28 protein-coding genes and 2 pseudogenes are annotated in these 21991 nt (G+C 60.6%); 22 read left to right on the top strand and 8 right to left on the bottom strand.

The features are described from left to right. The 3 genes from ABIB06_RS36700 to ABIB06_RS36710 all read left to right on the top strand — a co-directional run. Positions 1-231, top strand: a 231-nt coding sequence (locus ABIB06_RS36700; protein WP_354070243.1) for a hypothetical protein, incomplete at its 5' end; no start/stop codon positions are given. Between the two features lie 19 nt (positions 232-250). After that, positions 251-964, top strand: coding sequence for an outer membrane protein (locus tag ABIB06_RS36705; protein ID WP_247443348.1), 714 nt, complete (start codon positions 251-253; stop codon positions 962-964). A gap of 251 nt (positions 965-1215) precedes the next feature. Continuing rightward, positions 1216-1458: a hypothetical protein gene (locus ABIB06_RS36710; RefSeq protein ID WP_345946858.1), complete on the top strand. Its 243-nt coding sequence runs from the start codon at positions 1216-1218 to the stop codon at positions 1456-1458. 42 nt (positions 1459-1500) lie between these two features. Here ABIB06_RS36710 and ABIB06_RS36715 read toward each other — a convergent pair whose 3' ends face one another. Together ABIB06_RS36715 and ABIB06_RS36720 are read right to left on the bottom strand one after the other, a co-directional pair. Continuing rightward, the gene (locus tag ABIB06_RS36715; protein WP_247353201.1) at positions 1501-1755 is read right to left on the bottom strand and encodes a hypothetical protein; all 255 of its coding nucleotides are present in this window, start codon (positions 1753-1755) and stop codon (positions 1501-1503) included. 304 nt (positions 1756-2059) lie between these two features. Further along, positions 2060-2437, bottom strand: a complete 378-nt coding sequence (locus ABIB06_RS36720; RefSeq protein ID WP_354046509.1) for a hypothetical protein — start codon at positions 2435-2437, stop codon at positions 2060-2062. A gap of 101 nt (positions 2438-2538) precedes the next feature. Between ABIB06_RS36720 and ABIB06_RS36725 the strand changes: the two genes are divergently transcribed. Then, positions 2539-2703 (top strand): hypothetical protein, encoded by a 165-nt coding sequence (locus ABIB06_RS36725; RefSeq protein ID WP_247443351.1) that lies wholly within the window; start codon positions 2539-2541, stop codon positions 2701-2703. A gap of 3 nt (positions 2704-2706) precedes the next feature. Here ABIB06_RS36725 and ABIB06_RS36730 read toward each other — a convergent pair whose 3' ends face one another. Then, complete coding sequence (locus ABIB06_RS36730; protein ID WP_247443354.1) at positions 2707-2898, bottom strand: hypothetical protein; 192 nt, start codon at positions 2896-2898, stop codon at positions 2707-2709. A 572-nt stretch (positions 2899-3470) separates the two neighbouring features. On the opposite strand from ABIB06_RS36730, the pseudogene ABIB06_RS36735 reads away from it, so the two are divergent. The 5 genes and pseudogenes from ABIB06_RS36735 to ABIB06_RS36755 all read left to right on the top strand — a co-directional run. Further along, positions 3471-4037 (top strand): annotated as a pseudogene (locus ABIB06_RS36735) (methyl-accepting chemotaxis protein); the annotation flags it as partial. Between the two features lie 250 nt (positions 4038-4287). Next, positions 4288-5001, top strand: a complete 714-nt coding sequence (locus ABIB06_RS36740; RefSeq protein ID WP_354046511.1) for a class I SAM-dependent methyltransferase — start codon at positions 4288-4290, stop codon at positions 4999-5001. 102 nt (positions 5002-5103) lie between these two features. Continuing rightward, positions 5104-6939: an outer membrane protein assembly factor BamB family protein gene (locus ABIB06_RS36745; protein ID WP_354046513.1), complete on the top strand. Its 1836-nt coding sequence runs from the start codon at positions 5104-5106 to the stop codon at positions 6937-6939. 111 nt (positions 6940-7050) lie between these two features. Beyond that, positions 7051-7464, top strand: a complete 414-nt coding sequence (locus ABIB06_RS36750; protein ID WP_354046515.1) for a GFA family protein — start codon at positions 7051-7053, stop codon at positions 7462-7464. A 279-nt stretch (positions 7465-7743) separates the two neighbouring features. After that, positions 7744-7944, top strand: a complete 201-nt coding sequence (locus tag ABIB06_RS36755) for a hypothetical protein (RefSeq protein ID WP_354046517.1) — start codon at positions 7744-7746, stop codon at positions 7942-7944. Between the two features lie 171 nt (positions 7945-8115). Here the strand turns inward: ABIB06_RS36755 and ABIB06_RS36760 are convergent, their stop codons facing one another. Beyond that, on the bottom strand, positions 8116-8385 hold the full coding sequence (locus ABIB06_RS36760) for a hypothetical protein (RefSeq protein WP_247353219.1): 270 nt from the start codon (positions 8383-8385) through the stop codon (positions 8116-8118). 761 nt (positions 8386-9146) lie between these two features. Between ABIB06_RS36760 and ABIB06_RS36765 the strand changes: the two genes are divergently transcribed. From ABIB06_RS36765 to ABIB06_RS36805, 9 genes are all read left to right on the top strand, one after another. Beyond that, a complete protein-coding gene (locus ABIB06_RS36765) occupies positions 9147-10421 on the top strand; it encodes a site-specific integrase (RefSeq protein ID WP_354070241.1) in 1275 nt (424 codons plus the stop codon). Next, positions 10421-10765: a hypothetical protein gene (locus ABIB06_RS36770; protein WP_354070239.1), complete on the top strand. Its 345-nt coding sequence runs from the start codon at positions 10421-10423 to the stop codon at positions 10763-10765. The genes ABIB06_RS36765 and ABIB06_RS36770 overlap by 1 nt, the downstream gene beginning before the upstream one ends. Positions 10766-10892: 127 nt before the next feature. Continuing rightward, a complete protein-coding gene (locus ABIB06_RS36775; RefSeq protein WP_354070237.1) occupies positions 10893-11102 on the top strand; it encodes a helix-turn-helix transcriptional regulator in 210 nt (69 codons plus the stop codon). Continuing rightward, positions 11099-12142, top strand: coding sequence for a DNA N-6-adenine-methyltransferase (locus ABIB06_RS36780; protein ID WP_354070235.1), 1044 nt, complete (start codon positions 11099-11101; stop codon positions 12140-12142). Before ABIB06_RS36775 ends, ABIB06_RS36780 begins: the two co-directional genes overlap by 4 nt. Positions 12143-12200: 58 nt before the next feature. After that, positions 12201-12455 carry a hypothetical protein gene (locus tag ABIB06_RS36785; protein WP_354070233.1) on the top strand — a complete coding sequence of 85 codons (255 nt, stop codon included), beginning with the start codon at positions 12201-12203 and terminating at the stop codon, positions 12453-12455. Beyond that, positions 12439-13275 carry a DUF7146 domain-containing protein gene (locus ABIB06_RS36790; RefSeq protein ID WP_354070231.1) on the top strand — a complete coding sequence of 279 codons (837 nt, stop codon included), beginning with the start codon at positions 12439-12441 and terminating at the stop codon, positions 13273-13275. Before ABIB06_RS36785 ends, ABIB06_RS36790 begins: the two co-directional genes overlap by 17 nt. After that, complete coding sequence (locus ABIB06_RS36795) at positions 13275-14489, top strand: AAA family ATPase (RefSeq protein ID WP_354070229.1); 1215 nt, start codon at positions 13275-13277, stop codon at positions 14487-14489. Before ABIB06_RS36790 ends, ABIB06_RS36795 begins: the two co-directional genes overlap by 1 nt. 253 nt (positions 14490-14742) lie before the next feature. Next, a complete protein-coding gene (locus ABIB06_RS36800; RefSeq protein ID WP_354070227.1) occupies positions 14743-15105 on the top strand; it encodes a hypothetical protein in 363 nt (120 codons plus the stop codon). 804 nt (positions 15106-15909) lie between these two features. Beyond that, complete coding sequence (locus ABIB06_RS36805) at positions 15910-16164, top strand: DUF3551 domain-containing protein (protein ID WP_247395067.1); 255 nt, start codon at positions 15910-15912, stop codon at positions 16162-16164. Positions 16165-16196: 32 nt separating this feature from the next. On the opposite strand, the gene ABIB06_RS36810 is transcribed toward ABIB06_RS36805, so the two are convergent. Both ABIB06_RS36810 and ABIB06_RS36815 read right to left on the bottom strand, forming a co-directional pair. Then, a complete protein-coding gene (locus tag ABIB06_RS36810; protein ID WP_354070223.1) occupies positions 16197-16418 on the bottom strand; it encodes a hypothetical protein in 222 nt (73 codons plus the stop codon). Positions 16419-16421: 3 nt separating this feature from the next. After that, positions 16422-16655: a hypothetical protein gene (locus ABIB06_RS36815; RefSeq protein WP_354070221.1), complete on the bottom strand. Its 234-nt coding sequence runs from the start codon at positions 16653-16655 to the stop codon at positions 16422-16424. Between the two features lie 310 nt (positions 16656-16965). Here ABIB06_RS36815 and ligD point away from each other — a divergent pair, with 310 nt between their 5' ends. The 3 genes and pseudogenes from ligD to ABIB06_RS36830 all read left to right on the top strand — a co-directional run bounded on the left by ligD (position 16966) and on the right by ABIB06_RS36830 (position 18663). Next, positions 16966-17886: a non-homologous end-joining DNA ligase gene (gene ligD / locus ABIB06_RS36820; RefSeq protein WP_354070219.1), complete on the top strand. Its 921-nt coding sequence runs from the start codon at positions 16966-16968 to the stop codon at positions 17884-17886. A 195-nt stretch (positions 17887-18081) separates the two neighbouring features. Beyond that, positions 18082-18249 (top strand): annotated as a pseudogene (locus ABIB06_RS36825) (DUF3606 domain-containing protein); the annotation flags it as partial. A gap of 276 nt (positions 18250-18525) precedes the next feature. Then, positions 18526-18663, top strand: coding sequence for a hypothetical protein (locus ABIB06_RS36830; RefSeq protein ID WP_354070217.1), 138 nt, complete (start codon positions 18526-18528; stop codon positions 18661-18663). A 942-nt stretch (positions 18664-19605) separates the two neighbouring features. On the opposite strand, the gene ABIB06_RS36835 is transcribed toward ABIB06_RS36830, so the two are convergent. After that, positions 19606-20031, bottom strand: coding sequence for a hypothetical protein (locus ABIB06_RS36835; protein ID WP_354070215.1), 426 nt, complete (start codon positions 20029-20031; stop codon positions 19606-19608). 19 nt (positions 20032-20050) lie between these two features. Further along, entirely contained in the window at positions 20051-20272 is a 222-nt protein-coding gene (locus tag ABIB06_RS36840) for a hypothetical protein (RefSeq protein WP_247342440.1), read from the bottom strand. Between the two features lie 1337 nt (positions 20273-21609). Here ABIB06_RS36840 and ABIB06_RS36845 point away from each other — a divergent pair. Next, a complete protein-coding gene (locus ABIB06_RS36845) occupies positions 21610-21927 on the top strand; it encodes a hypothetical protein (RefSeq protein ID WP_354070213.1) in 318 nt (105 codons plus the stop codon). Positions 21928-21991: the final 64 nt, after the last annotated feature.

The following is a 21991-nucleotide window of genomic DNA, read 5'->3' on the forward strand; positions in this document are numbered from 1 at the left end:
CGCCCATTGGGCATCAGTCAAAACGAATCGGTCCATCCCAAGCTTGAATCACAACCAAGCCCCGATGAGAATCCTGAATCCCAACAGACCCTAGCAAAACAGCCGGTACAAGGCTACGTGATGGAACAAAGTCGCGTTGTTGCTGCTCTGTCACAGTTGCGAACGATCAACGTTCCGGCATCGCCGCGAAGCAACCCAATTCACGCCACGTTGTTTCCTGAGTGTCGTTAATGAAAGAACGGGGATGATCATGAAAACGATTTTGCTGGGCGCAGTCGCTCTGCTTGCGCTGGCCGCGCCGGCCGCAGCAGCGGATATGCAGGCCCGCACCTACACCAAGGCTCCGGCCTACACGCCGCCGCAGGTGATCTACAACTGGACCGGTTTCTACATCGGCGGCCATGTCGGCGGCGCCTTTGCCGGCGACAGCAGCTTCCAGTCGAGCGACGCGCGCTTCCTGGGCGGCGTGCAGGGCGGCTTCGACTACCAGTTCGCGCCCAACTGGGTCGTGGGTATCGAGGCCCAGTATTCCTGGCTGCCGACCAACAATAACGGTGTCACGTTCCCGCTGGGCTCGCAGGTGACGTCCAATACCGACCAGATCGGTTCGGTGACTGGCCGCATCGGCTACACCTGGGGTCCGGCGCTGCTCTATGCCAAGGGCGGTTACGCCTGGCGCAATGGCGGTCTCGGAGTCAACGTCGCCGGCGTGCCGCAGACATTCACCACTACAGGCAACAGCAAGGACGGTTATACCGTCGGCGCCGGCCTCGAATACATGTTCGCGCCGAACTGGTCGGCCAAGGCCGAGTACCAATACTACAACTTTGGCAGCACGACCTTCACCTCCACCTCCGGTCCGCCCGACATCATCGGCGTCCGGGGCCGGGACGACGAGCATACCGTCAAGGTCGGCGTGAACTACCGCTTCGGTTGGGGCGGTCCGGCAGCCTCGCGCTACTGACGCGTCACCAACGACCACGATCTGACAAAGGCTGGCTCCCGCCGGCCTTTCGTTTGCCGGCCCTCGTGGGCCAGCCTTTTGTTTGCATTGCATCAACCATCTGGCGCGTCATTTGCAGGCGAACATTCCAGCGTGCGCCTTCTCACGCGCGTCACGGAGCTCGGGTAAAGCAAAAATAATTTTTGCCGCTTACGGAACTCACGCGCCGGAACGCGTTATATGACAATTACCGGGTTGGTGGGACGACGGACATGCGTATCTTGGTGTCGGCAGTGGTGCTCTCGTGCTTCGTCAGTTTGCCGTGCGCTGCCCAAACAATCCTCAAATCCGAACCTCTGATGCTGGCACCCTATGAGGTGGCCTTCGTCAAGGACGCCTCATGCTCCTTCGGCAAGGTGCTGAAGGTCACCGGCGCGATCCGTGGGCTGCATCGCCGGAAGGCCTGCGTGGCCCTGGCGGGCGAGCAGGCCTCGCTGGCAACCGCGACGCCCTGAGACTTTTCCCGGCTCTGACTTTCTCAGGCGTCCAGTCGGATCCTACGAATTCAGCTCAAGTTCCAACCTGGACTGGCGATCGGCCTCGGCCTTGTTCCTGGCGGGGTCCTCGCCCTGTGCGGCCTGGCACGGCTTGATCTCGTAATCATTGTCTAGCACCCGGCGCGGGCCGAGGCGATCGTCGTCGGCACTGACATCCACGACGAGGCCACTCCGCTGCGCGAGCTTCCAGATATCGGACTCATCAGGGTAGGCCTTGCTGATCTGGGCATCGTTGCAGAACAGGGCGTAAGGCATTCTTCCCGCTCCCGGAAACCGCGATAACGATTTTGCGGGGAAGGGGTTCCCGTCGGCCGGTTGATCACATGGCCGTGATGTGCGGCGCCGGGCGCTGAGTCCTTAACGAGTCCTGAATCCCGAAAAAAAGAATCCCTGGGACTCGTTTGGCGGAATCAGCGGATGTTTTCGGCCATGACGAGCGACCTGAAAACCTCCTGCGGGCACATGCTGCTGCCCCTGACGCTGGCGCTGTTCGGCGCCTGTGCGGCCAATCTCTGGCTGGTGTGGTCCTGGCTGTAGGCCCGCGACAGGAGGCCCGGCTTTACTTTTCAGCCGCTGGACGGGGAGAGACGTCGCGGATGGCGGCGCGCAGTTTGGTCAGGGTGGCCGTGCAATATTCCTCGCGCTCGCGCTCGAACCGCTCCTGATGCTTGCGGAAATTGGCGATGCGGGTCTGCATCTCGGCTCGGACGTCGTAGCGCGCCGCCTGCGGCGTTAAGACAGGTGAGGGCTGCGCCAGCGGGGCGGGCCGAAGCGGTTCGATCTCGACGACGGTCTCGAGAGGGATGATCTCCACCGGCGCGGCCGCTGCCGCCATCGGGATCTCCGGCGGATGGAGGTCATCCGTTTTGCCGGTTACCGATTGGACGAAGGCCATTGTCTGCGCGATCAGCGCGTCGCGTTCCCTGATCCACTTCATGGTGCACCTTTGTTGGGGCTATTCCAGCAAAGCTGGCCAGCCGAATCAAGAAGGTGTTTGTTGGGGATTGCATATTTTTCCCGCCCGCCTGACAGTGGGGAATGGATGCCAAAACGGACCATTCGGACGAAGCGGACGGCTTGAGGCTCGTTCGCGCGTTCCTGTCGCTGCCGCCCGACAGGCGGGCGGAAGTGATCGCGTTCGTGGAAGAATTGGCGCGGGCCCAAAGCCGGCCCGAGGAGGGCACGGAGGTCTCGCCGGGGTGAGCGCTATCGCTCCCGCGGATTGACGTTGGGCTCGAACGGCGCCCCGACCACCCGAACGGGTGTCGGCGCGGTTACGTCGATAGCAGCCCTTTCGGCCATCTGCTGTGCCGGAGCCGGCCCCAGTGTCAGCTCGAACAGCGCAACTGTGCCAGCCACGACGCCACAGCACAGCGTGACTATCGACAGCAGAAACATGTTTCGGTTTTCTTCTCGGATCCGCATGGGCCGACAACGGCTGAGGCGAGCAACCGGTTCCGCGCCGGCCCTGTCGGGATCGCGCCCCAACGGCTGAAGCTTACGCGAAGCTTACGTCGAGACTCCAAAAGGGTTATTCTTTCGTAAGACTATGCCGGTGCATTTGGCATTAAATTTTAACGTCCGCGGGTTCCAATGCTCGACGCGGGGATTAAGCGTTGGCAGAAATCGGGACCGCCGATGGGCAGCGTGCTTGCCGCCGTCGCCGCGTTCGGGACGAACTTTCGGCGACCGTCGACGGCTTCGCCGAACTCTCCGCTGCGCAATCTTCCGCGCTCAACCTGACGGGGCCCCAGCGCCGCGCCGAGACCTATCATGCCGCGCTCTATGCGGTCTTCACTGAGGCTACGCAGGCGGGCAATGCCAATCGCCTCAAGACCGCGATCCAGAACCGCGATGAAACCCCTCAATTTCTGGAGGCGGCGGAGCAGGACGATCCGGCGCGCGCGGGCCAGATCAGGAGCATCGGCTACCAGTTGAAGGCCGTGTTCGCCGGCTGCGATCCGGTGCTGAAGGCCGTCACCCAGGCCCGCACCACGACGGAGCGCGTCAGCGAGCTCTCGGTTGCGGCGACGCGCATCGGCGACGTCGTCGAGCTGATCAACACCATCGCCGGCCAGACCAACCTTCTGGCGATGAACGCCACGATCGAGGCGGCACGTGCCGGCAAGGCCGGCCGCGGCTTCGCGGTCGTCACCGCCGAGGTGAAGACGCTGGCCGAGCAGACCGCGAAAGCGACCGGCGAGATCAGCCAGCAGATTTCCGGCATCCAGACCGCGACCCAGGAATTCGTCAGCCCGATCCGCGAAATCTCCGCGACGATCGAGCGGCTCTCGTCGACCATCGCCGCGGCCGTCGAGGAGCAGGGCGCCACGACCCAGGAGATTTCGCGCAACGTGCAGCAGGCCGCGCACGGCACCCAGCAGGTCTCCACCAACATCACCGACGTGCAGCGCGGCGCGGTCGAGACCGGCTCGGCCTCCTCGCAGGTGCCTTCCACCGCCAAGATGCTGGCGACCGACAGCAACCGGCCGAAGGACGAAGTCGGGAAGTTCTTGCGGACCGTGCGTGCCGCGTAAGTCTGCGCGGCGGCTTTGGTCGCCGCGCGCGCTATCGCGCCAGCAGAAAACCGAACGCGATGACGAACAGCACGGCCGTCATGATGACGGCCGTCGCCGCGTCGGCGGCGATCCTGGCCTTCTCTTTGGCTGTGCTGGAGCGCATGGGCCCAGACGCGACGGATGACGTAAGCAGGTTCGTTTACGGACCATTTTGGACCGCTCGCTTTGCCTGTATACTGCGGTTGCGCCGGAAGTCACACCCCGTCCCATGATCGCCAATCGTCCACCTGTGCTCGCCCATGAGCGGTTCGCCGCCGACCGCGACAGTTTCGCGGGCCTCGACCTCGTCGCGCGGTTCGAGCGGATCGAGCAGACGAACCTGTGGGGCGCGACCAGTTCGGTGTCAGGCCTCGGCTCGGAGGATGCCGCAACCGCCGCGATCCGCGAGGCGCTTCCGTTATTGCTGCAACGGCTCGGCGTGCGCTCGCTGCTCGATGCGCCTTGCGGCGATGCCGGCTGGATCGGCCGCATGAGGCTCGATCTCGACTACACGGGCATCGACATCGTGCCGTCGCTGATCGCGGCCAACAACGGGCGCGCGGCTCGCGGCGAACTGTCCGGCCGATTTCTTGTTGCCGACATCACGCGCGATGCACTGCCGCGCGCGGATGTCGTTCTGTGCCGGGACTGCCTGGTGCATTTGAGCTTCGACAACGTCGTTCGTGCCGTCGACCGCTTCCGGACGAGTGGCGCGCGTTTCCTGCTGGTCACGACGTTTACCGAATGGGACGGCAATCGCGATTGCGAGGACGGCGACTGGCGGGCGCTGAACATGGAGAAAGCGCCGTTCGACTGGCCGGCGCCGCGCGAACTGATCAGCGAGCGTTGCGAGGAGGGCGGTGGCGGCTGGCGCGACAAGAGCCTCGGGCTGTGGCGGCTGGATGAATTGCCGGATGGAGCCCGCATTGCCACGGATGTGTGACAGGCCCGAGCGGAACGTCCATTGCCTCGGTGCTGGCCGTCGCGATACACTTGTAGTTGTGTGAAGCGATCTCGCATTGCGGTGACGATGCCGGAGCACGCCATGAGGACGAGTTTTGTCGTAGCCGCTCTGTTGATCTGGTGCTCCGCGCCGGCACTGGCGCAGCAGGACGGCGCTGCGCTCTACGCAACACAGTGCGCACAGTGTCACGACGGCGATGTCCAAAACCGCGTGCCGGGCCGCAGCGCCATGCAGGCGATGTCGTTCGATCATGTGCTGGAGACTTTGACCTCCGGCAGCATGTCAACGATGGCTAAGGACCGCAGCGACGGAGAGCGCCGTGCAATTGCCGCCTTCGTCACCGGCAAGTCCGCGACCAGTGCCAGTGCGGTCGACGCGGAGGGACGCTGCACGCAGCAGACCGGCGGCTTCCCGCAAACGCTAGACGGCCCACGATGGAACGGATGGGGCGTTGACGTCAACAATAGTCGCTTCCAGCCGGCCGACATGGCCGGTCTGACCGCGGAGCAGGTGCCGCACCTGCGGCTGAAATGGACTTACGCGTTTCCCGGCGCCTCGGTATCCTTTGCGCCGCCAACCATCGTGGGCGGCCTGCTGTTCATCGGCGGCACCGACCGCAAGGTGCACGCGCTTGACGCGCGAAGCGGCTGCACGCTGTGGACATTCGCGGCCGATGCCGCCGTGCGCGCCGCGATCAGCTTTGCACAGCTTCCGGGCTCCGATCAGTTCGCGATCTTCTTCGGCGATTTGCGCGCCAACGCCTATGCCGTGAACGCGCTGACCGGCACGGTGATCTGGAAAACCAAGGTCGAGGAGCATGCGGCTGCGCGCATCACCGGCGCGCCGACGCTGCATTCCGGCGTGCTCTACGTGCCGGTGTCCTCGCTCGAGGAAGCCGTCGGCTCGCAGGCCTCTTACGAATGCTGTACCTTCCGCGGCAGCGTGGCGGCGCTGGACGCCGCGACCGGCAAGACAGTCTGGCAGGCCTATACGATTCCCGAAGTGCCGCATCCGACCGGCAAGAATGCGAGGGGCACGCAGCTATTCGGCCCGTCCGGCGCCGCCGTCTGGTCGGCTCCGACGATCGATCCGAAGCGCAGCGCGATCTATGTCGCGACCAGCAATTCCTACTCAAATCCGCCGTCCCCAACCAGCGACGCGATCCTCGCCTTCGATCTTGCGACAGGAAAGCTGCTCTGGAAGCAGCAGGCGACGCCGAAGGACGCCTATGTCGTGGCGTGCTACAGCGCGGACAAGACCAACTGTCCCGAGGATCACGGACCCGATCACGATTTCGGCCAGTCGCCAATTCTCGTGACCCTGCGCGACGACAGGCGCGTGCTCGTCATTGCGCAGAAATCCGGCGTCGTGCACGCGCTCGATCCCGATGACGGCGGCAAGATCCTGTGGCAGACGCGGATCGGGAAGGGCGGCGCGCTCGGCGGCAGCGAGTGGGGCTCGGCCGCCGACCAGGACCGCATCTATGTCGCGAACTCCGACGTGCGCTTTACGCGCGACGGCACGCGGCGGCTCGATTCCACCCAGGGCGGCGGTCTGTTCGGGCTCGACCTCGTCAGTGGAAAGATTGCAATGGAAGTGCCGCCGGTCGCCTGCGGTGACCGCCCCCAATGCAGTCCCGCGCTGTCGGCGGCGGTGAGCCTGATCCCGGGCGTCCTGTTCTCCGGCGGCGTCAGCGGCTTCCTGCGCGCCTACGCCACCGCCGACGGCAAGCTCTTGTGGGAGTTCGACACCGCGCAGGATTTCAAAGCCGTCAACGGCGTCCCCGCTTATGGCGGCGCAATCGACGGCCCGGGGCCGGTCATCGCCGGCGGCATGCTCTACACCAATTCCGGCTATGGCCAGTGGAGCGGCATTGCCGGCAACGTACTGCTGGCGTTCGAGGTGGAGAGGAAGTGAGGGCCGTCATCGGCGCGACTTGCGGCAGGACAGGACCAGCACCATCGCCCATGCAGACTCTGCTGGAACAAAACACCGGGCGTTCGAAACGTGAGGAAGCGGAGGTGCTCGATGATCGATGCCAGATGCAGTTGTGGGACCGTCAGGCTTTCGCTTCCGGGTCCATCCAACCTGGTAGCCGCCTGTCATTGTGTCGATTGCCAGCGCCGAACCGGCGCGCCGTTCGGCGTCGGTGCCTTTTATCCGGTTGAGGTCGCACGATCTCGGGCGCGCCGAAGGAATACGTCCGGCCAGCCGCATGCGGGCGGCAAGGTGCGCTTCCATTTCTGCACCGATTGCGGCCCAACCGTCTATTGGAAGGCGGACAATCTGCCCGCGCTGATCGGAGTCGCCGTCGGCACGATTGCGGACCCGAACTTCCCGGCCCCGATCAAATCGGTTTTCGAGCAGTCGAAACAAGTGTGGGTCGAGATCGACGGCGCCGAGCATCTTCAAGGCGGGAGCGCGCGAAAGTCGTCGAGCTGAGAGCCGCGCGTCAAAAGCTGGTGCCAGCTGAGGGGATTGGTCAGTTTAGCCGACAGGAAACACCGGGGATTGTGACTTTTGGTGTCTGGTCGGAGGAGGAGCGGCCCGCGGGGCCGGTTCGTCCTCGGGCGTCGCCCATAGACCGATCTGGTCCTAGCGTACAAATTGCGAACGAGGGTGTTCCGCCAAGCGAACGCCCTCGTGCAATATTATTGCCCATTGGAACCTTGGAGGACCCGAAAAGATTTCCGGTACAGCGAATCATGAAGGAGGATTTTCATGAAGCGCCACCGGTTGAAACAGGACAGGACGCTAGGCGAGCGGCTTATCAAGGAAGCGCGGCTAGCGAGAGAAAAGGCAGATCAATTCCCGGCAGACGACGCGGAGCGTGAAGTGTTTTTGAAGAAGGCCCGCGAATTCGATGCCGGCGCCAACATTGACGGATGGCTTAACTCGCGCGGATTGCAACCGCCGAAGTAAGGCGTATGATTCTGGCTAATTTACAACTGAGGGAGGTGCGCTTGGCAGCCGACCTGGTTTTGAAACTTGCCATCGTTGGACTGGGCGTCTTTTCGACGGTCTTAGTCTCTATGTTGTATTTCAATCTGTAAGAGAGAGGCCGCCTCAAAGGGGCGGCCTCGCCGTTAACAATCAGTACCGGCGATAGCCTCGGTGATAGCCATACGCACGGTGGTATCCGTAACCTCGACGCACGCCATAGCCATAGCGACCGACGCCGTAGCCATACCGTCGATAGACCGGTGCCGTGCGGACACAGCCGTTCGGACCACAAACCAATGCGACGCTCTCAACGTTTGATGTTTGTCCGAGAGGGGCGAGCGGCATAGCCGATGCCGCACTAGCGGTGAACGCGGCGCCGCTGAGCGCGATTAGTCCGATGAGTGCGAACTTGAGTTTCATGGTGTCCTCCTGTGGAGCGCTGGAACGCATGGCACGGTAGGAAGTTGCACATGAACGAGGGATGAGCAGGAACTTAATTTCCGGCAACAATCGTGAACCGGGACGAACGTCTGCAGAATTTCTACCGCGCGACAAATTGATCCACTTTTACAAATCACATTCTGTGTTCCGCCGGGCAGCGCACGCCGGGCCTTTTTCGTGCGCATAGCCCCAATAAGGACCATGTCTAATAGATCGATTTCATTATCTACCTGAAATCCACTCTCGCTGCGGCTTCAAGGAAATTGCTATCGGCCCAAACGCCTGCTTGGCCGCGGCGGGCACCCCACTGCACTTGAGCGATTTAAAGCCAACTTGGAGCAAATCTCGGGGAGCGGGGACAAGGTGGACCATCAGATTGGCGCTGCTTTCCGCGAGTTGGTCGACAGCGTCATTGTTATGCCGAGGAAGGCCGGGGAGCCTTACACAATCGAGACCTGTGGACGGCTGGCAGCGTTGATTAGGGACAAAGGGAGCCCCGATCGGTAAGGCTGCAATATCGGCTAAATCGCTGGTGCCGGCTGAGGGGATTGAACCCCCGACCTTCGGTTTACAAAACCTAACTGATAGTTTGCGTTGGGTTGCCTGCTATATCTCGGAGATACACTAAGCTCTTGTAAATAGGCCATTTCCCTTTATTTTGCTTTCACCGTGTTGCCGCACGATAGCTCTAGTTTTCCGTTTCGGTGGCTTCCGGGTGGCTACTTTGGGGGAGACACCGAATGCCGATGGTTCGATTGGGCGCGTCATCACTGGCGATCAAGCCGGAGTTTCCACAGACCAATAGAGACGCCAACCGGTACGTCATTTACTGGGACACAGAGCTGAAGGGCTTTGGTCTGAAGATCACCGAGAATGGGCACAGGGCGTGGATCGTGGAATATCGCCCTGGCGCGGGCGGTAGGGGCGTTTCCAAGAAAAGAATAGTACTGGGCTCGGCATCCACACTAACCGCTGAGAAGGCGCGCAGGGCCGCTAAGGACGCGCTGGCAAACGCCAGAATCGGCGACGACCCCGCGACAGCGCGAGCCGAGGGGCGCGCAGCGATAAGCGTATCAGACCTGGCCGATGCATTCATAACTGACCACGTGGAAGCAAAGCGGAAGGATCGAACGGCGTCGACATATCGCCGGTTGATCGACGGTTTTGTCAAACCGAAACTGGGAACGGCGCGCGCTGTGGACCTTACCCGCGCCGAGGTCGCCAAGTTCCACCTATCGCTGCGCAAGACGGCGGTCACGGCTAATCGTGCCGTCGCTGTGCTGAGCGCTATTTATTCGTTTGGCGACGCGCGCGGCCTTGTGCCGGAAGGGACGAACCCGACCAAGAAAATTGAAAAGTACAAAGAGGAGAGCCGCGAACGCTTCCTCTCGGTCAAGGAATTCCAGCGGCTCGGAGCCGCGCTGCGGGATGCTGAGACCCGCGGAATTCGCTGGGAGCCAGACCCAGCCAAGAAGACTAAGCATGCCCCGAAGCCTGAAAACCGCGCCGTCGTGGTCGACCAGCACGCCGTCGCTGCAATCAGACTCTTGCTCTTAACCGGCGCACGGCTGCGGGAGGTTCTGCATCTGCGGTGGTCGGACTGGGATAAGCAGCGCGGACTGCTCAACTTGCCCGACTCGAAGACAGGCAAAAAGTCCCTCGTTCTAAACGACCCTGCCACGGCTGTGCTGAAGAACCTGCCGAAGCTCGGGCGCTATGTCATTGCGGGCGAAAGCGCTGGCCAAAAGGACGAGCGGCCCCGCGCAGATCTTAACCGGCCTTGGCGGGCTATACGCCGTCGGGCCGGACTTGATGATGTCCGCCTGCATGATCTACGTCATTCCTATGCCGCAGTCGGTGCAGGCCAGGGGCTGGGCCTTGTGCAAATTGGCGGCCTTCTTGGGCATTCCCAGCCGAAGACGACGGCCCGATATGCGCACCTTGCGAACGCACCATTGCGCGCCGCTACTAACATGATCGGCGACACGATCGCCGCTGCGATCGGCGGGAAGTAATGGCCAAGCTCAACGTAGACTTCACCGCTGTTAAGATCCGCGAACTGCTCAACCACGGCAAAACGAAGGAGGCCACGAAGCTGGCGCGTGAAACGATCGCAACCGGCAACGCGAAGCCAGAGACGCAGAAGCTTGCCGCTATGCTGCTTGCCGGTGGTCGCGGCCGCAAATCGTCTGGGCTCCATAAGTGGATAGAGATTGGACACGCGAACTATTGGATGGAGGCGGAAGGTGTTTCGCGGAGAGATCGCTTACTGCGACTCGTGAAAGATTTCCGCCGCGGCGATAAGCACGTCGAGGCGTGCATAACCGCCTACAACAAGGCCATTTCGGACGCCGAATAACCCAAGACAATCAATTGCATGCTTCCCTATTTTATTGGGCTTTTTGATTAGTTGGAAATCACGCTGAGCAATCAGCATATTCCCTCCATCACCGCGATAGTCGCGGCAACATTTGGGGGGAGCTGAAATGCATCTTAGGGTCACCGAAGCAGCCGAACATCTCCGGTTATCGAAATCCACGCTCGATAAGCTCCGCTGTCATGGCGGCGGCCCGATTTATTACAAGCTGTGCAGGACGGTGGTCTATAGCATCGCCGACCTCGATTCCTGGATGGCATCGCGGCGGCGGGAGTCGACTGCGGCCAACGATAACACTAAGCCGGCGGTGGCGGCGTGAGTGTCACCGACTGGATTACGTCGACCGTTCCGCACGCGAACGATAACCAGCAAACCGGCCTTATGAGGTACGACGCTGCTTGCCGCGCCATTTCAGAAGCCCTGGCCGTCGACGAGATTAAGGGGATACACGACAAGGCGCGAGCGATGGCTGCTGCCGCCAAGGTGGCAAAAAACAAACGCGCTGAGGCCGACATGATGGCCGTCCGATTCCGCGCCGAGCGGCGTATCGGTGAGATTATGGCCATGCAGAGAGATGCAGGGCTGCTGGCCAAGGGTGGGCAGGGAAGCGGTAGCAACCAATACGAGGTGCGGGACACGGACGGACCCGCACCAATCACACTGCCAGAAATGGGAATTGATAAGCATCTAGCCGACCGCGCCAGAAAATATGCAGCTGTGCCGGAGGAAGAATTTGAGGCTCGCGTTTATGACTATCGCACCCGCGTACAGCAAGAGGGAGACCGAGCTACTGCTGACTTGCTGGCTGCGGGCGAGAAGGCACAGGCAGCCTACCGCACCAGCTTCACTGGCGACAACGAGTGGTACACGCCAGCGCGATACGTTGAATTAGCCCGCACTGTCTTGGGGCAGATTGACGTCGACCCCGCCAGCAACCCGATGGCTCAAGAGACGGTCAGGGCCAGGACATTCTATACGGCAGAAACTGACGGGCTGGACAAGCCATGGCTTGGCAAGGTCTGGATGAATCCGCCATACAGTCAGCCGGAGATTGTGCATTTCGTCGACAAGCTCATTGCCGAATACAAGGCTGGCAATGTGAAGGAGGCCATCATGCTCACGCACAACAGCACCGATACGAAGTGGTTTGACGCGCTGTTCAAGTCGTCTGACGCAATCTGCTTCACAACCGGACGAGTGAAGTTTGTATCGCCAAAGGGGGAATTTGCTGCGCCCGCAATGGGCCAAGCATTCTCTTATTTCGGACCTAATCCGAGAGGATTCACTGAGGTGTTTTCAGAAGTCGGTAATGTTGTGACGCTGGCAAACGACAACAAGCAAGCCACCCAAGCCGCCTAAAGCACGATCGGCCCTTTGGCCGAGTGCAACCCGAAACCCCGATAGGGGAATCTCCATCTTGAAATTCTTATCCCTCCGCCCGGCACCTTCGGGAGGTAGCACGCTTGCGCGTTTCGACCTCGAACTGAACGACCATTTGCGCCTGTACAACCTGGCTTTGCGGCAGCGTGGCGATGAGCCCGCCCACGTAATGGCGCCAAACGCCTTTCAAGAGCGCACCGCTGGCTTTAGCCCTTCGTTCAACAAGGCGCTGGCTGAACTCGCCCTCAATTCCCTCGTGGAGCTACAGACCGAACATGCAATCAATTCGTAGCATTGCCGTCATCCTCGGCGGCAACGCCGTCCGAGACTATGTTCTATGTCCCGGTCCCAGTCACAGCAAGCGCGATAGATCCCTCAAGGTCAAATTCAAACCTGACGGCTCATTCAGCGTTACGTCATTCGCTGGCGACGATTGGCGCGCATGCCGAGATTACGTCCGCGAACGGCTCGGTTTGCCGAATGACTGGCGCCGCGAACCTGCCAATGACGACACGCCGGCAATCAGACTGCCAGAGCGGGACGATGATGACAACGCGCGGGTCCGCAATGCCCTGCAGCGGTGGGCGCACGCCCTCCCGATTCCTGGGACGCTGGCCGATTCCTACCTGGTATCGCGCGGTCTGACCTACAGCGGCGATGCCATCCGCTTTAGAGAAAACGACCGCACAATGGTTGCGCTGATGACAGATATTGTCACCAACGAGCCTTGCGGCGTTCATTGCACATATCTGGATGGTGATGGCCGAAAGGTCGAGCGAAAGATGCGCGGTCGCGCCAAGAACGCCGTCGTGCGTCTGACCGCCGACGAAGACGTCCACTACGGCTTGGCAATCGCGGAGGGAGTCGAGACCGCAATTGCGACAAGCTTTGTACCGATCTGGGCAACGCTGTCCGCCAACACCATGAGGGCGTTCCCGGTGCTTGGCGGCATCGAATGCCTGACCATCTTCGCGGACGACGATGCAACAGGCACCGGCCTTGCCGCTGCAAAAGAATGCGCCGAGCGATGGCATCGCGCCGGACGCGAAGCCATCATCCATATCCCCGTAGAAACTGGCGCCGATTTCGCCACCATGATGGAGGTGGCGTGATGGTTGCGCTTCCGAGCAAAATTGAAGTCAAGACTTACGGTTACCAGCCCGGCAAGCCGCCTCCTGTGATTCCGGCTGCAAATGACAACAAAACACCTCGCGGCAAGTTGGTCTTTTTCGGAGAGGACCGGGCCTACATGCCAAAGCCAGAGCTCGTGCGGGATACAATGCCGCGAACCGGCGTGGGATTTTTCGGTGGCCAGTCGGGTGCCTACAAGACATTCTTCGCTATTCACGCGGCCACATGCTTCATGACCGGTGAATCCCTGGCTGGTCGCGATATCGAGCGGACTGGCGGGGTGGTCTACCTAGCGGCTGAGGGCGATGGCACCATTGACGGGAGATTGAAGGCGCGCCGCACCCGCATGGCAAAGCCCGATGCCGAGTTGCCGTTCTATTTGTTGACCGACATGGGCGCGATTTCTGATGACAGCGGTTATAAGGCGCTGAAAGCAAGGCTGAGCGAAGCAGCGAAGGACATGCGCGAGCGCTTCGGCATCCAACTTGTCGCTTTCATTGTCGACACCGTCGCCGCTGCCGGAATGATCCCAGAGGACAAGGAGAACGATCCAGGGGCGTGGCAGAAGGTTTTTGATGGCCTTCAACCAATATCGAAGGCACTAGATTGCGTCATTATTCTGGTGCATCACGCCGGCAAGAATGCGGCTGCGGGATTGCGCGGTTCATCGAACGCGCGAGCCGGTGCTGATTTCGCCCTGATGCTGGCTTGTGAGCGCGACGAAATCACCGGCCTAACCGCCAATCATTATCTTCATCTATCTAAGAGCCGCGACGCGCCAGAAGGGCCGATTGCCGCGATCGTAACGGAGTCGGTCACAATTGGTAGTCGCGACGATGGAAGTCCGATCACGTCGCTGGTGTTGGACTTCGACACAAGTGGCCGTGTACCAACCCGGAAACCTCGTCCAACAAAGACGGAGAAGCCGTTCCGCGAATCCTTTGAGTGCGCACTTGCGGATCATGGAGAGTTGGTTCGTGTTCGTGGCGAAGCTGGTGCATCGGAGGTCCGAGCTATTCGCGCTGATCTGGTTCGCACTGAGTTCACCAGTCGTTATGTGACGGCTCAGATAGATCCAGTAAAGAGAGCGGACGCAGTTCGAAAGCAGTTCGATCGTGCCCTTGAGCGGGCGGCCAGCTCGGGACAATACGGGACTGGAGCTTGGGCCGGCAGGGAATGGATCTGGGAATTATGATCCGGACAGGACAGGACAAAACCGGACAAGTCCGAAGGTGTCTGGTTTGCCATCACGGTCAGCGTCACCGCAGAGTAGGGGCACATACATCAAGTATGTGTCCCCTGTGGTCGCTGATGGAGCCGGACGGACAGGACTCTTTACTATAGGTGTCCTGTCCAAATGTCCGGCGGGGACCGCGCCAGAGTGTGAAACCGCCCCTGCACCAAACGAGAGCCGCACAGGCGCCAATCAAGCACAACGTCGAGGCAATATGATCGACCATAACGACAACCAACCCCGCACCCCAGAGCAACACCGCGCGATCCTGGCCGAGCAAGCAACCAGCGGAGAGCGCGCGTATCAGGGAGGCGCTTGGCCTCAGGGCCGGCGCCTACACAAGGCCGGCAAGCTTGCGCTCGTGACCGGCCATGTGGATTGGCAGGTGCGAAACGCCATGCCCCGCCTGAGTGCGGCGAACGATAACCGGGCGGTTGACTTCGATCACACGGAAACCGTTGAGCGTGACGTTGTAGATGCCGATGCCATCATGGCCGCGGTCGAGTTGGAGAAAACAGAGCCGGGCAAGCATTACCGCGAAGACACGCAGGAGGTATTCGTTGTCACCGAAGGGTAGCCGTGGACACCTGCCGAACGGTGCGGTGCAGTACCTATCTGCGGACAGCCCTCGCGCATCTATTCTAGGGACCGACTCCCCAAGTCCCCTTGTTTGCGTGCAAAACCAAAACCAAACATGGTCGGGGGTAGGCGCCATCTCAATCCCTCCCGGCATCTGCGTTAGCTTCCGGCCGCCAAGTCACAGAGTTTAGGCCGCAAGTTTTCAAAAAGTGTCACCGGCAAAATTAATTTCGAAATCCGCGGCGTCGCGTGTGCAAGTTCAGCGGCGGTCTGCGGGGGTGACCGCGCCAGAAGCCTGACCTACCCCTCTGGGGGCGGTCACATCGGCCCAGAGCCGCTTTCCATGAAACACGCAAACGGTAGCCAGCCGCTAGGCGCGCCACCGTCGTGATGATCGCGGCAAGCATCACGATCCAAAAACAGATGCCGAAGACGATCAAAAGCAATTTGCGCACAGCATCTCACCCCCATAAACGAAGCCGCCGCGCCGAATATAATGGCGCGACGGCTTCACCATGGTGAGCCCGGACGGGGGCAATGTCCGGTGCAGAGAGGCTAGTGTTCAGCAGCCCCGGTGCAATCGAAACTGCGGATTAAGCTTGATGTCGCCGCGGAGAGTTAAATCTGGAACCGCTATCGCAGTGCGTTGAGAACGTCCAACAATGCTCGTACATCCGGTCTAGGAAGTCTGGGGGGCGCGAAGGTGCAAACGATCGGACGTCGGCGGCCCTGCGGAATGCTGGCCGACTTGACCCACTTGCCGGTCGGTGCGTTTATCGTTCGATCAAAAATGAGGCGGCCCATGCGCAAGACGTTACGTTGGCTATTACTCGGCGGTGCGACAGTCTCCGCGGTCGCGTCCGCCACAGCGCAAACTTACGATCCCAGATACCCGGTTTGCCTGCAAAGGTGGGTCTGGGGTGGCAGCACATACTTCGAGTGCAAGTTTACATCTTGGGATCAGTGCCGAGCAGCAGCGGCGGGACTTCCCGCCATGTGCTTGGACAATCCGTATTGGCCCCGAGGGTATTCCAGATCACAAACCGGGCCGCGGTAGATGATGATGATGTTACCTTCGGTAGCTTTGTCCTACTGTTGAGGATCACCGATGTCGAATGCGCCTAGACGATACCCTTCGCCGACCGATTGCTCTGTCGTCGGCCCCGCAATCAAAGCGAATGTCCCGTCGGGATAGCGCGTCCACACTTCGACGTCGTCCGCGGAGACGGTTAGATAGCCGAAGAAGCACTTGTAACGGCCGGGCTCTGTCATGCGGCCGATCTTGTCCCAGTTGATCTTGTTAACGCGCACGCGCTAGGTCCAGTCATTTTCGGGCAGCGAGCCAGGCGGCGGCTTAAGCTCTTCCAGGCCGACTTCGATGATAGCAAGTTCAGCCTGAACGGCTTGAATGGCGTTCGTCGGATCGATACCCGAGACGGCCTGCAACTCGCCGAGCATCTTGCGCCGATGCGCCAGCAATTCTGTCAGAGCGCGTCGATCCTTGCCCCTCACATAACCTGCGACAATCAACTCCATGGCTTTTGACATTCCGCATCATCTCCGCACCCAATCGTTGGTGCAAGCAAACTCCCGCCAAGTCGACCTGCGTTATCGGTACTGATCTCCCGCCGGCGGGGCGCGCCGCAGTGGCGGCGGTACTGAGAACGAATTATCATACGGCGTTCACTTAGTGTTCGGCTTTGTTCTCAGAAACACAACCTGAATCCGCTGGTGCGGTTGTATTGCCTTCCGCGGAACAGGCTGGCAGCCCCGAAGTTATGAGACTCGTGATCAAGAAGGTAGACTGTCCCGCCGTCGGCTCCCAAACACCGGCGGCGGCTTTTTGTGAGTTGCGTTGGTGGCAAAGCGTACCAAGGCACCACCGGCCGAACGGGGCTTCATCAGTCCGCAGCTGGCGACCCTGAAGATGAAAGCTCCTTCGGGGGCTCAGTGGATTCACGAGGTCAAATACGACGGCTACCGCATCCAGCTCCACATCGACGGCGACATCCGCAAGGCGTTCACCAGGAACGGCCACAACTGGGTCGATCGCTTCTCGGTCATCGCCGACGCCTTCAACATCCCTGGTCGGGCAATCGTGGACGGGGAGGTGGTCGTCATCCACAAGGAGCGAACCAACTTCTCAGAACTTCAGGCGGACCTCGGCAGAGGCGACCAGGACCGGCTAGTTTACTTCGCCTTCGATCTCCTGTGCCTGGACGGCAAAGACCTTCGCAGAATGTCTCAGCTTGCCCGCAAGGAGCTGCTGAAGCAGCTGATAGATGAGAACGGGCTGGAAGCACCGATCTTCTACAGTGAGCACCATGAAGGCGACGGGCAGGCGCTGTTCGAGGCTGCCAGCAAGCTGAACTACGAAGGCATCGTGTCGAAGCGGGTTGATGCCCCGTACCGGTCGGAGCGGGTCGAGGCCTGGCAGAAGATCAAGACCGTCCAACGTGAGAAATTCCCCGTCGTTGGTTTCGTCAAGGACTCGTCCGGCGTTGCCGCGCTCTACCTCGGCAAGAAGGAAGGGAAAGAGCTGCGGTACATGGGGAAGGTCGGCACGGGCTGGAGCCGGACGAAGTCGGCCGAGATCCGCAAAGCTCTCGATACGGTCGTCAGCCCGAACCAAAAGCTCACCAGGCCCGTCAAGAAGCCGAAGGCGACCTGGGTCGAGCCAAAGTTCTATGCCGACATCGAATACCGGGACATCACATCTGAAGGCCTGCTGCGCGCCAGCTCTTTCAAGGGGCTCAGCAAGGGAACGCGGCGCTCCTGACGGCGTTTTTCTCCACGAGTGAGTGGAGTACCGGCATGCCGGATCGCGTAACCCAAGCGGTAAAAGAAGCCCAAGCCATCTTGGCTCGCTATGTGGAGCCTGGCCCGAGGGACTGCGAGAGGACGATCAATGGACTGCTGACCGTTCTTGAGATGAACGGCTTGTTCAGGCGATGGAGGAGGAAGAGATGAGCGCAATCTCACCAAACGGGACCAGCGCGACCGGAGCAAGATCAACATGAATGAAGACTTCGAGGTCAAGTATTGGACCAAGGAGCTTGGTGTCTCCAGGGACGAGCTGCAGAAGGCCGTCGACAAGGTAGGCAATTCGGCCGCCGCGGTTCGCAAAGAATTGGCGGCGTAACCGAGGCGCGTGGTATGCTTGCGATCTCTGGAGCAAGGCCCGCGCGCTTTTTCATGCCATGACCAATCCCAACTGTCCCATCTGCTTCGGCTTAGGCTTGTCTGCGAGAACCACCCCGACCGGCCTGGAGCGAAAAGCTTGGCTGCCAGTGTGGCGCCGGTGAGCCGTGCGCCTGCAACAGGTCGCCAGACATAAACGCGGGTTCGAAAAGCCTGACGCAAGCCACATTATTTCCGATCCAGACGGAAAGAAGCGTCGTCATTGACGGCTATAAGCGTGGCGGCAGCCGACGTCGAAGTGTGGACGCGCTATCCCGACGGGACATTCGCTTTGATTGCGGGGCCGACGACAGAGCAATCGGTTGGCGAAGATTACCGGCTGGGCGCATTCGACATCGGTGATCCTCAAGAGTAAGACGGCAGGCAGTCGTCGCCTGCGGGATGCGTAGACGGGCTGCCCCACGGGTGGTGTACAGGACGGAGGGCTGTCAAGAACGTTTGGCCGTGGCTCAAACCGACCGAGCGGGGGCCACACCACACTTCGATCGGTTCTTTCGCCACCCCGGCAGAACCAAGCTGAAGAGCTTCTTCCGCGCTGCCGCACTCGATCTCCTGCACATCGAGCGTCTTGCCCCAGTAGTCGAGAGTAAAGATATAGCAGCGCATCAAACTTTCGCAGCTGTTGCTCAGCCAAGGAATTCCCACACTGGCCTAGATGTTCCTTCTTAGCATTCACCGGCTCAGCACCTTCGGCGCGTCCTCTCGGTTCCCGAATTAACTTCCACCCTGCATATCAAGCTTAATCTGAACCTCAGATTGCGACGAGCCTTCCGCGGGTTACCTTGGCACATCGGACATTGCCCCCGTCCGGGACCACCCATGGCGAAGTCGGCGCGCCATAATATTCGGCGCGTCGGCTTCGTTTGATTGCAGGCAGTTTCGTTTGACAAACCAGCCGGACCACGAACCGCTTGATCTCGTCGCGATGCGTCGGCAACTCACCGCACTGCGTTCGCAACACTCCGACAATCTTCGAATAGCGTCGCTGTTGAACCGCTTCCTCGTGAAGATCGCGTTTCTCTCAGAGCCGAGGGACGTCGCGCACGCCCAACATCTGCGCTCTGAGTTCGCACGAACGCTACAAAAGGTTGAAGCGATCGCCTCCCGGTCCCCACCCGCAAAGCCATCAGACGCCGTTAAGCAGCCCAAGTAACGCTAACGCCCGGACGTTCTTGCGTCGATCTGGCCCAGCGCCGATGCTCGATGCAGTCGCGAAGTCGTCCTCGTCTCGCGTACTGGCGCCTTCGCGGCGAGGGGCCGCGGCCGTCACAAGCGACGGCCCCGCCCATGATCAGATCTAGTGAGCGCGCCGCACTGCTCGGGGCACAAAGGGCAGTCTCGGAGAAAACGGCTTTGCGATCGCGAGAACTGCGGCTTCGTCGGTTTCGAGCGCGATCTTCTGAGCGAGCATCACATCGCCAACTGCCAAGCTCCGTTCGGGAAGGAAGCACCACCCCATCTTAGGCTCCAGTGCCTCATCCAGCTCCAAAACATTACTCATGGTGCCCTGATGGATTCGGTATCTCCGGCCGGTAAGAGAGCCAGTGACTTCGAAAAAACCATTGGCATCAAACTGCGCGCGTTGCCCTGCAGATAACCATTCTCGCAAAAGACGACGCGCACTCGCGTCCGGGCCATTTTGCTCGTTGAAGCTCCGATAGAGCGCACGCAGGGCACGCAAACTCGCTCCCCGGGCGACGCCGTTGCGTCTGAACAAAAACATGGTCCGTGCTGCGACCGTTCTAACCGCCGACCAGGCGCGGATAAAACAGCGTTTCCTCCGCGGTTGGATCAAATGACCGTATCACCTCGAGATCGCCGGCCGCCGTCCGAGTGGCAGCGGTAAATCCCTGGCCGATGAACTTGTTGAAGCGCCGCTCAGCCTGGGCGAGCTGTTTGGGGTGGTCTTGCTCAAAGAAATGCCTGCTGTCGCCTGTGTGGTCCATCACGATCTGGGTAGCCATGGAAGAGAACTCCGCAATGCCTAGCCTCTGATGAAGACAAACCTCGCCCCGGTGAATAGTGTTCCTGCTCTCGGCAAATTCATTGTGCCTTCTTGTAGTCAGCGGTTGTCTGGCTCGCTGACATCGACGAAAACCTGATCCGTCGCGACCTGGCGCCGGCGCAACGGGCGAAGCTGATCGCGAAGCGAAAGGCAGATTTATGAAGCGGTGCATCCGGAGGGAGGCGCGGCAGGGCAGCCGTCCCGGCAAGGCCGGCGGCGGAAAGGCGAAGGCGGCCAACTTGGCCAGCTTCGTCGCTGACACGTCGGGGAAGACGGGTAAGCCCTAACCAATGATCCGCCGCGACGCCACCCGCGCCGAGGCGCTAGCCCCGTGTTGGACCATGTTTCAACACGTCGCGGACCAATCGTCAGGAAATGCCACGAGCAGCCATGGCCCGCCCTCATTGTTATCGTTTGCAGCTACCGGTCTGCGGGTCGCTACAGGCTCGGCGGCGAACTCTTCCACCTCAGCGGCACTGGCCGCGTTACGCTTTTCGCACTCTAAATCTAGCGGCTGCCGCTGATGTCCGGTTTACCGCCAACAGCGGCCGAAGAGCAAATGGTCTGCGAGGTCGCAGACGGGCCAGAAGCGGACTTCGTCCACCTCGCAGCCTCACTTGCCTCCCCAAGCGACGCAGGCAACTCCGGCAATGGCTCCGAGCAAACTTCCGAGTAAAGCTCCCGGGTTATTAAGACCGAGCGGGAGAGGAACGAAGTAAAACAGAGCTATCGAGAGCACGCCACCCAAGAGCAGACAGGCGATGCTCCTCGACCAGAGAGGCAATGATCTATCTATCATCTCGCGATCAACGCAATAGATGAGGACCGCAAGGGGAAGTCCAAACAGATAGATGAACGGCCAACCGACCAAGGTGCCGATCACTAGCAAGCCTGGCTTTCCGAGCACGACACAAAGAACGACCCATCCGATCAGCGGCCCAGCCAGAGCGAAGATGTATTGTCGGCGAACTTGTCCAGCATCGATCATGAAGGAGACGGTACTCGCGTTGCACCAAACGTGCCCTTTTCTCATCCGCTGGAAACGCCCGGTCTTAATTAGGACATTGGCAACTACATACGACCCGCGTCGGGTCAAAGGGCCGCCTTACTTCAAGCTTTGGGTCAGGAACGGTCCTCAGTGGGCGGCGCGGTGACGGTCTGCAACGGGGCAATAGGCGGCATTGAGCCCATCCTATCTGATTGCAAGGACGTACCTTTGAAAATGGCAATCGGAACCAGGAAACGTTGGGAAACTCGCGCGTTTAGCTGACCGGGGCAATGCACTGGAGGAGAGGCATGCGAACAGCAACGCTCGCGATGATTGTCGTTGCCGGAAGCGCGATTGCCTTCCAAGCAGCGGCGCAACAGCAAAAGGCCGCACCTAGTGAGCAAACTAAGGAGGAGATGCACGGTGATGTAGACAAAGGGCTCAAGACTAGCGAGCCCAATGAGCAGATGCAGCGTGATGCAGACAAAGGGGTCAAGACGCGCAACTCCGGAGAATCCGGTTACGTGGCCGATCAAGACAAGCCGGGCGCTTCTGCGCATCCTCCGGGCCGACCGGGAAGTGAGCAGACGACGGGCTCGGGTAGCCAGACCGGCGTTCCAAAATAGAGCCATCAGCGCTCGCGTCGGCGGCGAGTTGCGCCGCCGAGTCCGGCTTGACCGCGCGGCGCTC

This window comes from Bradyrhizobium sp. LB8.2 (assembly GCF_040548035.1).
Classification (GTDB): Bacteria; Pseudomonadota; Alphaproteobacteria; order Rhizobiales; family Xanthobacteraceae; genus Bradyrhizobium.

Bases quoted from the DNA above. Each gene is read 5' to 3' on its own strand.
- ABIB06_RS36705 (WP_247443348.1), top strand. From the start codon at position 251: ATGAAAACGATTTTGCTGGGCGCAGTCGCTCTGCTTGCGCTGGCCGCG.
- ABIB06_RS36710 (WP_345946858.1), top strand. From the start codon at position 1,216: ATGCGTATCTTGGTGTCGGCAGTGGTGCTCTCGTGCTTCGTCAGTTTG.
- ABIB06_RS36715 (WP_247353201.1), bottom strand. From the start codon at position 1,755: ATGCCTTACGCCCTGTTCTGCAACGATGCCCAGATCAGCAAGGCCTAC.
- ABIB06_RS36720 (WP_354046509.1), bottom strand. From the start codon at position 2,437: ATGAAGTGGATCAGGGAACGCGACGCGCTGATCGCGCAGACAATGGCC.
- ABIB06_RS36725 (WP_247443351.1), top strand. From the start codon at position 2,539: ATGGATGCCAAAACGGACCATTCGGACGAAGCGGACGGCTTGAGGCTC.
- ABIB06_RS36730 (WP_247443354.1), bottom strand. From the start codon at position 2,898: ATGTTTCTGCTGTCGATAGTCACGCTGTGCTGTGGCGTCGTGGCTGGC.
- ABIB06_RS36740 (WP_354046511.1), top strand. From the start codon at position 4,288: ATGATCGCCAATCGTCCACCTGTGCTCGCCCATGAGCGGTTCGCCGCC.
- ABIB06_RS36745 (WP_354046513.1), top strand. From the start codon at position 5,104: ATGAGGACGAGTTTTGTCGTAGCCGCTCTGTTGATCTGGTGCTCCGCG.
- ABIB06_RS36750 (WP_354046515.1), top strand. From the start codon at position 7,051: ATGATCGATGCCAGATGCAGTTGTGGGACCGTCAGGCTTTCGCTTCCG.
- ABIB06_RS36755 (WP_354046517.1), top strand. From the start codon at position 7,744: ATGAAGCGCCACCGGTTGAAACAGGACAGGACGCTAGGCGAGCGGCTT.
- ABIB06_RS36760 (WP_247353219.1), bottom strand. From the start codon at position 8,385: ATGAAACTCAAGTTCGCACTCATCGGACTAATCGCGCTCAGCGGCGCC.
- ABIB06_RS36765 (WP_354070241.1), top strand. From the start codon at position 9,147: ATGCCGATGGTTCGATTGGGCGCGTCATCACTGGCGATCAAGCCGGAG.
- ABIB06_RS36770 (WP_354070239.1), top strand. From the start codon at position 10,421: ATGGCCAAGCTCAACGTAGACTTCACCGCTGTTAAGATCCGCGAACTG.
- ABIB06_RS36775 (WP_354070237.1), top strand. From the start codon at position 10,893: ATGCATCTTAGGGTCACCGAAGCAGCCGAACATCTCCGGTTATCGAAA.
- ABIB06_RS36790 (WP_354070231.1), top strand. From the start codon at position 12,439: ATGCAATCAATTCGTAGCATTGCCGTCATCCTCGGCGGCAACGCCGTC.
- ABIB06_RS36795 (WP_354070229.1), top strand. From the start codon at position 13,275: ATGGTTGCGCTTCCGAGCAAAATTGAAGTCAAGACTTACGGTTACCAG.
- ABIB06_RS36800 (WP_354070227.1), top strand. From the start codon at position 14,743: ATGATCGACCATAACGACAACCAACCCCGCACCCCAGAGCAACACCGC.
- ABIB06_RS36805 (WP_247395067.1), top strand. From the start codon at position 15,910: ATGCGCAAGACGTTACGTTGGCTATTACTCGGCGGTGCGACAGTCTCC.
- ABIB06_RS36815 (WP_354070221.1), bottom strand. From the start codon at position 16,655: ATGTCAAAAGCCATGGAGTTGATTGTCGCAGGTTATGTGAGGGGCAAG.
- ABIB06_RS36835 (WP_354070215.1), bottom strand. From the start codon at position 20,031: ATGTTTTTGTTCAGACGCAACGGCGTCGCCCGGGGAGCGAGTTTGCGT.
- ABIB06_RS36840 (WP_247342440.1), bottom strand. From the start codon at position 20,272: ATGGCTACCCAGATCGTGATGGACCACACAGGCGACAGCAGGCATTTC.
- ABIB06_RS36845 (WP_354070213.1), top strand. From the start codon at position 21,610: ATGCGAACAGCAACGCTCGCGATGATTGTCGTTGCCGGAAGCGCGATT.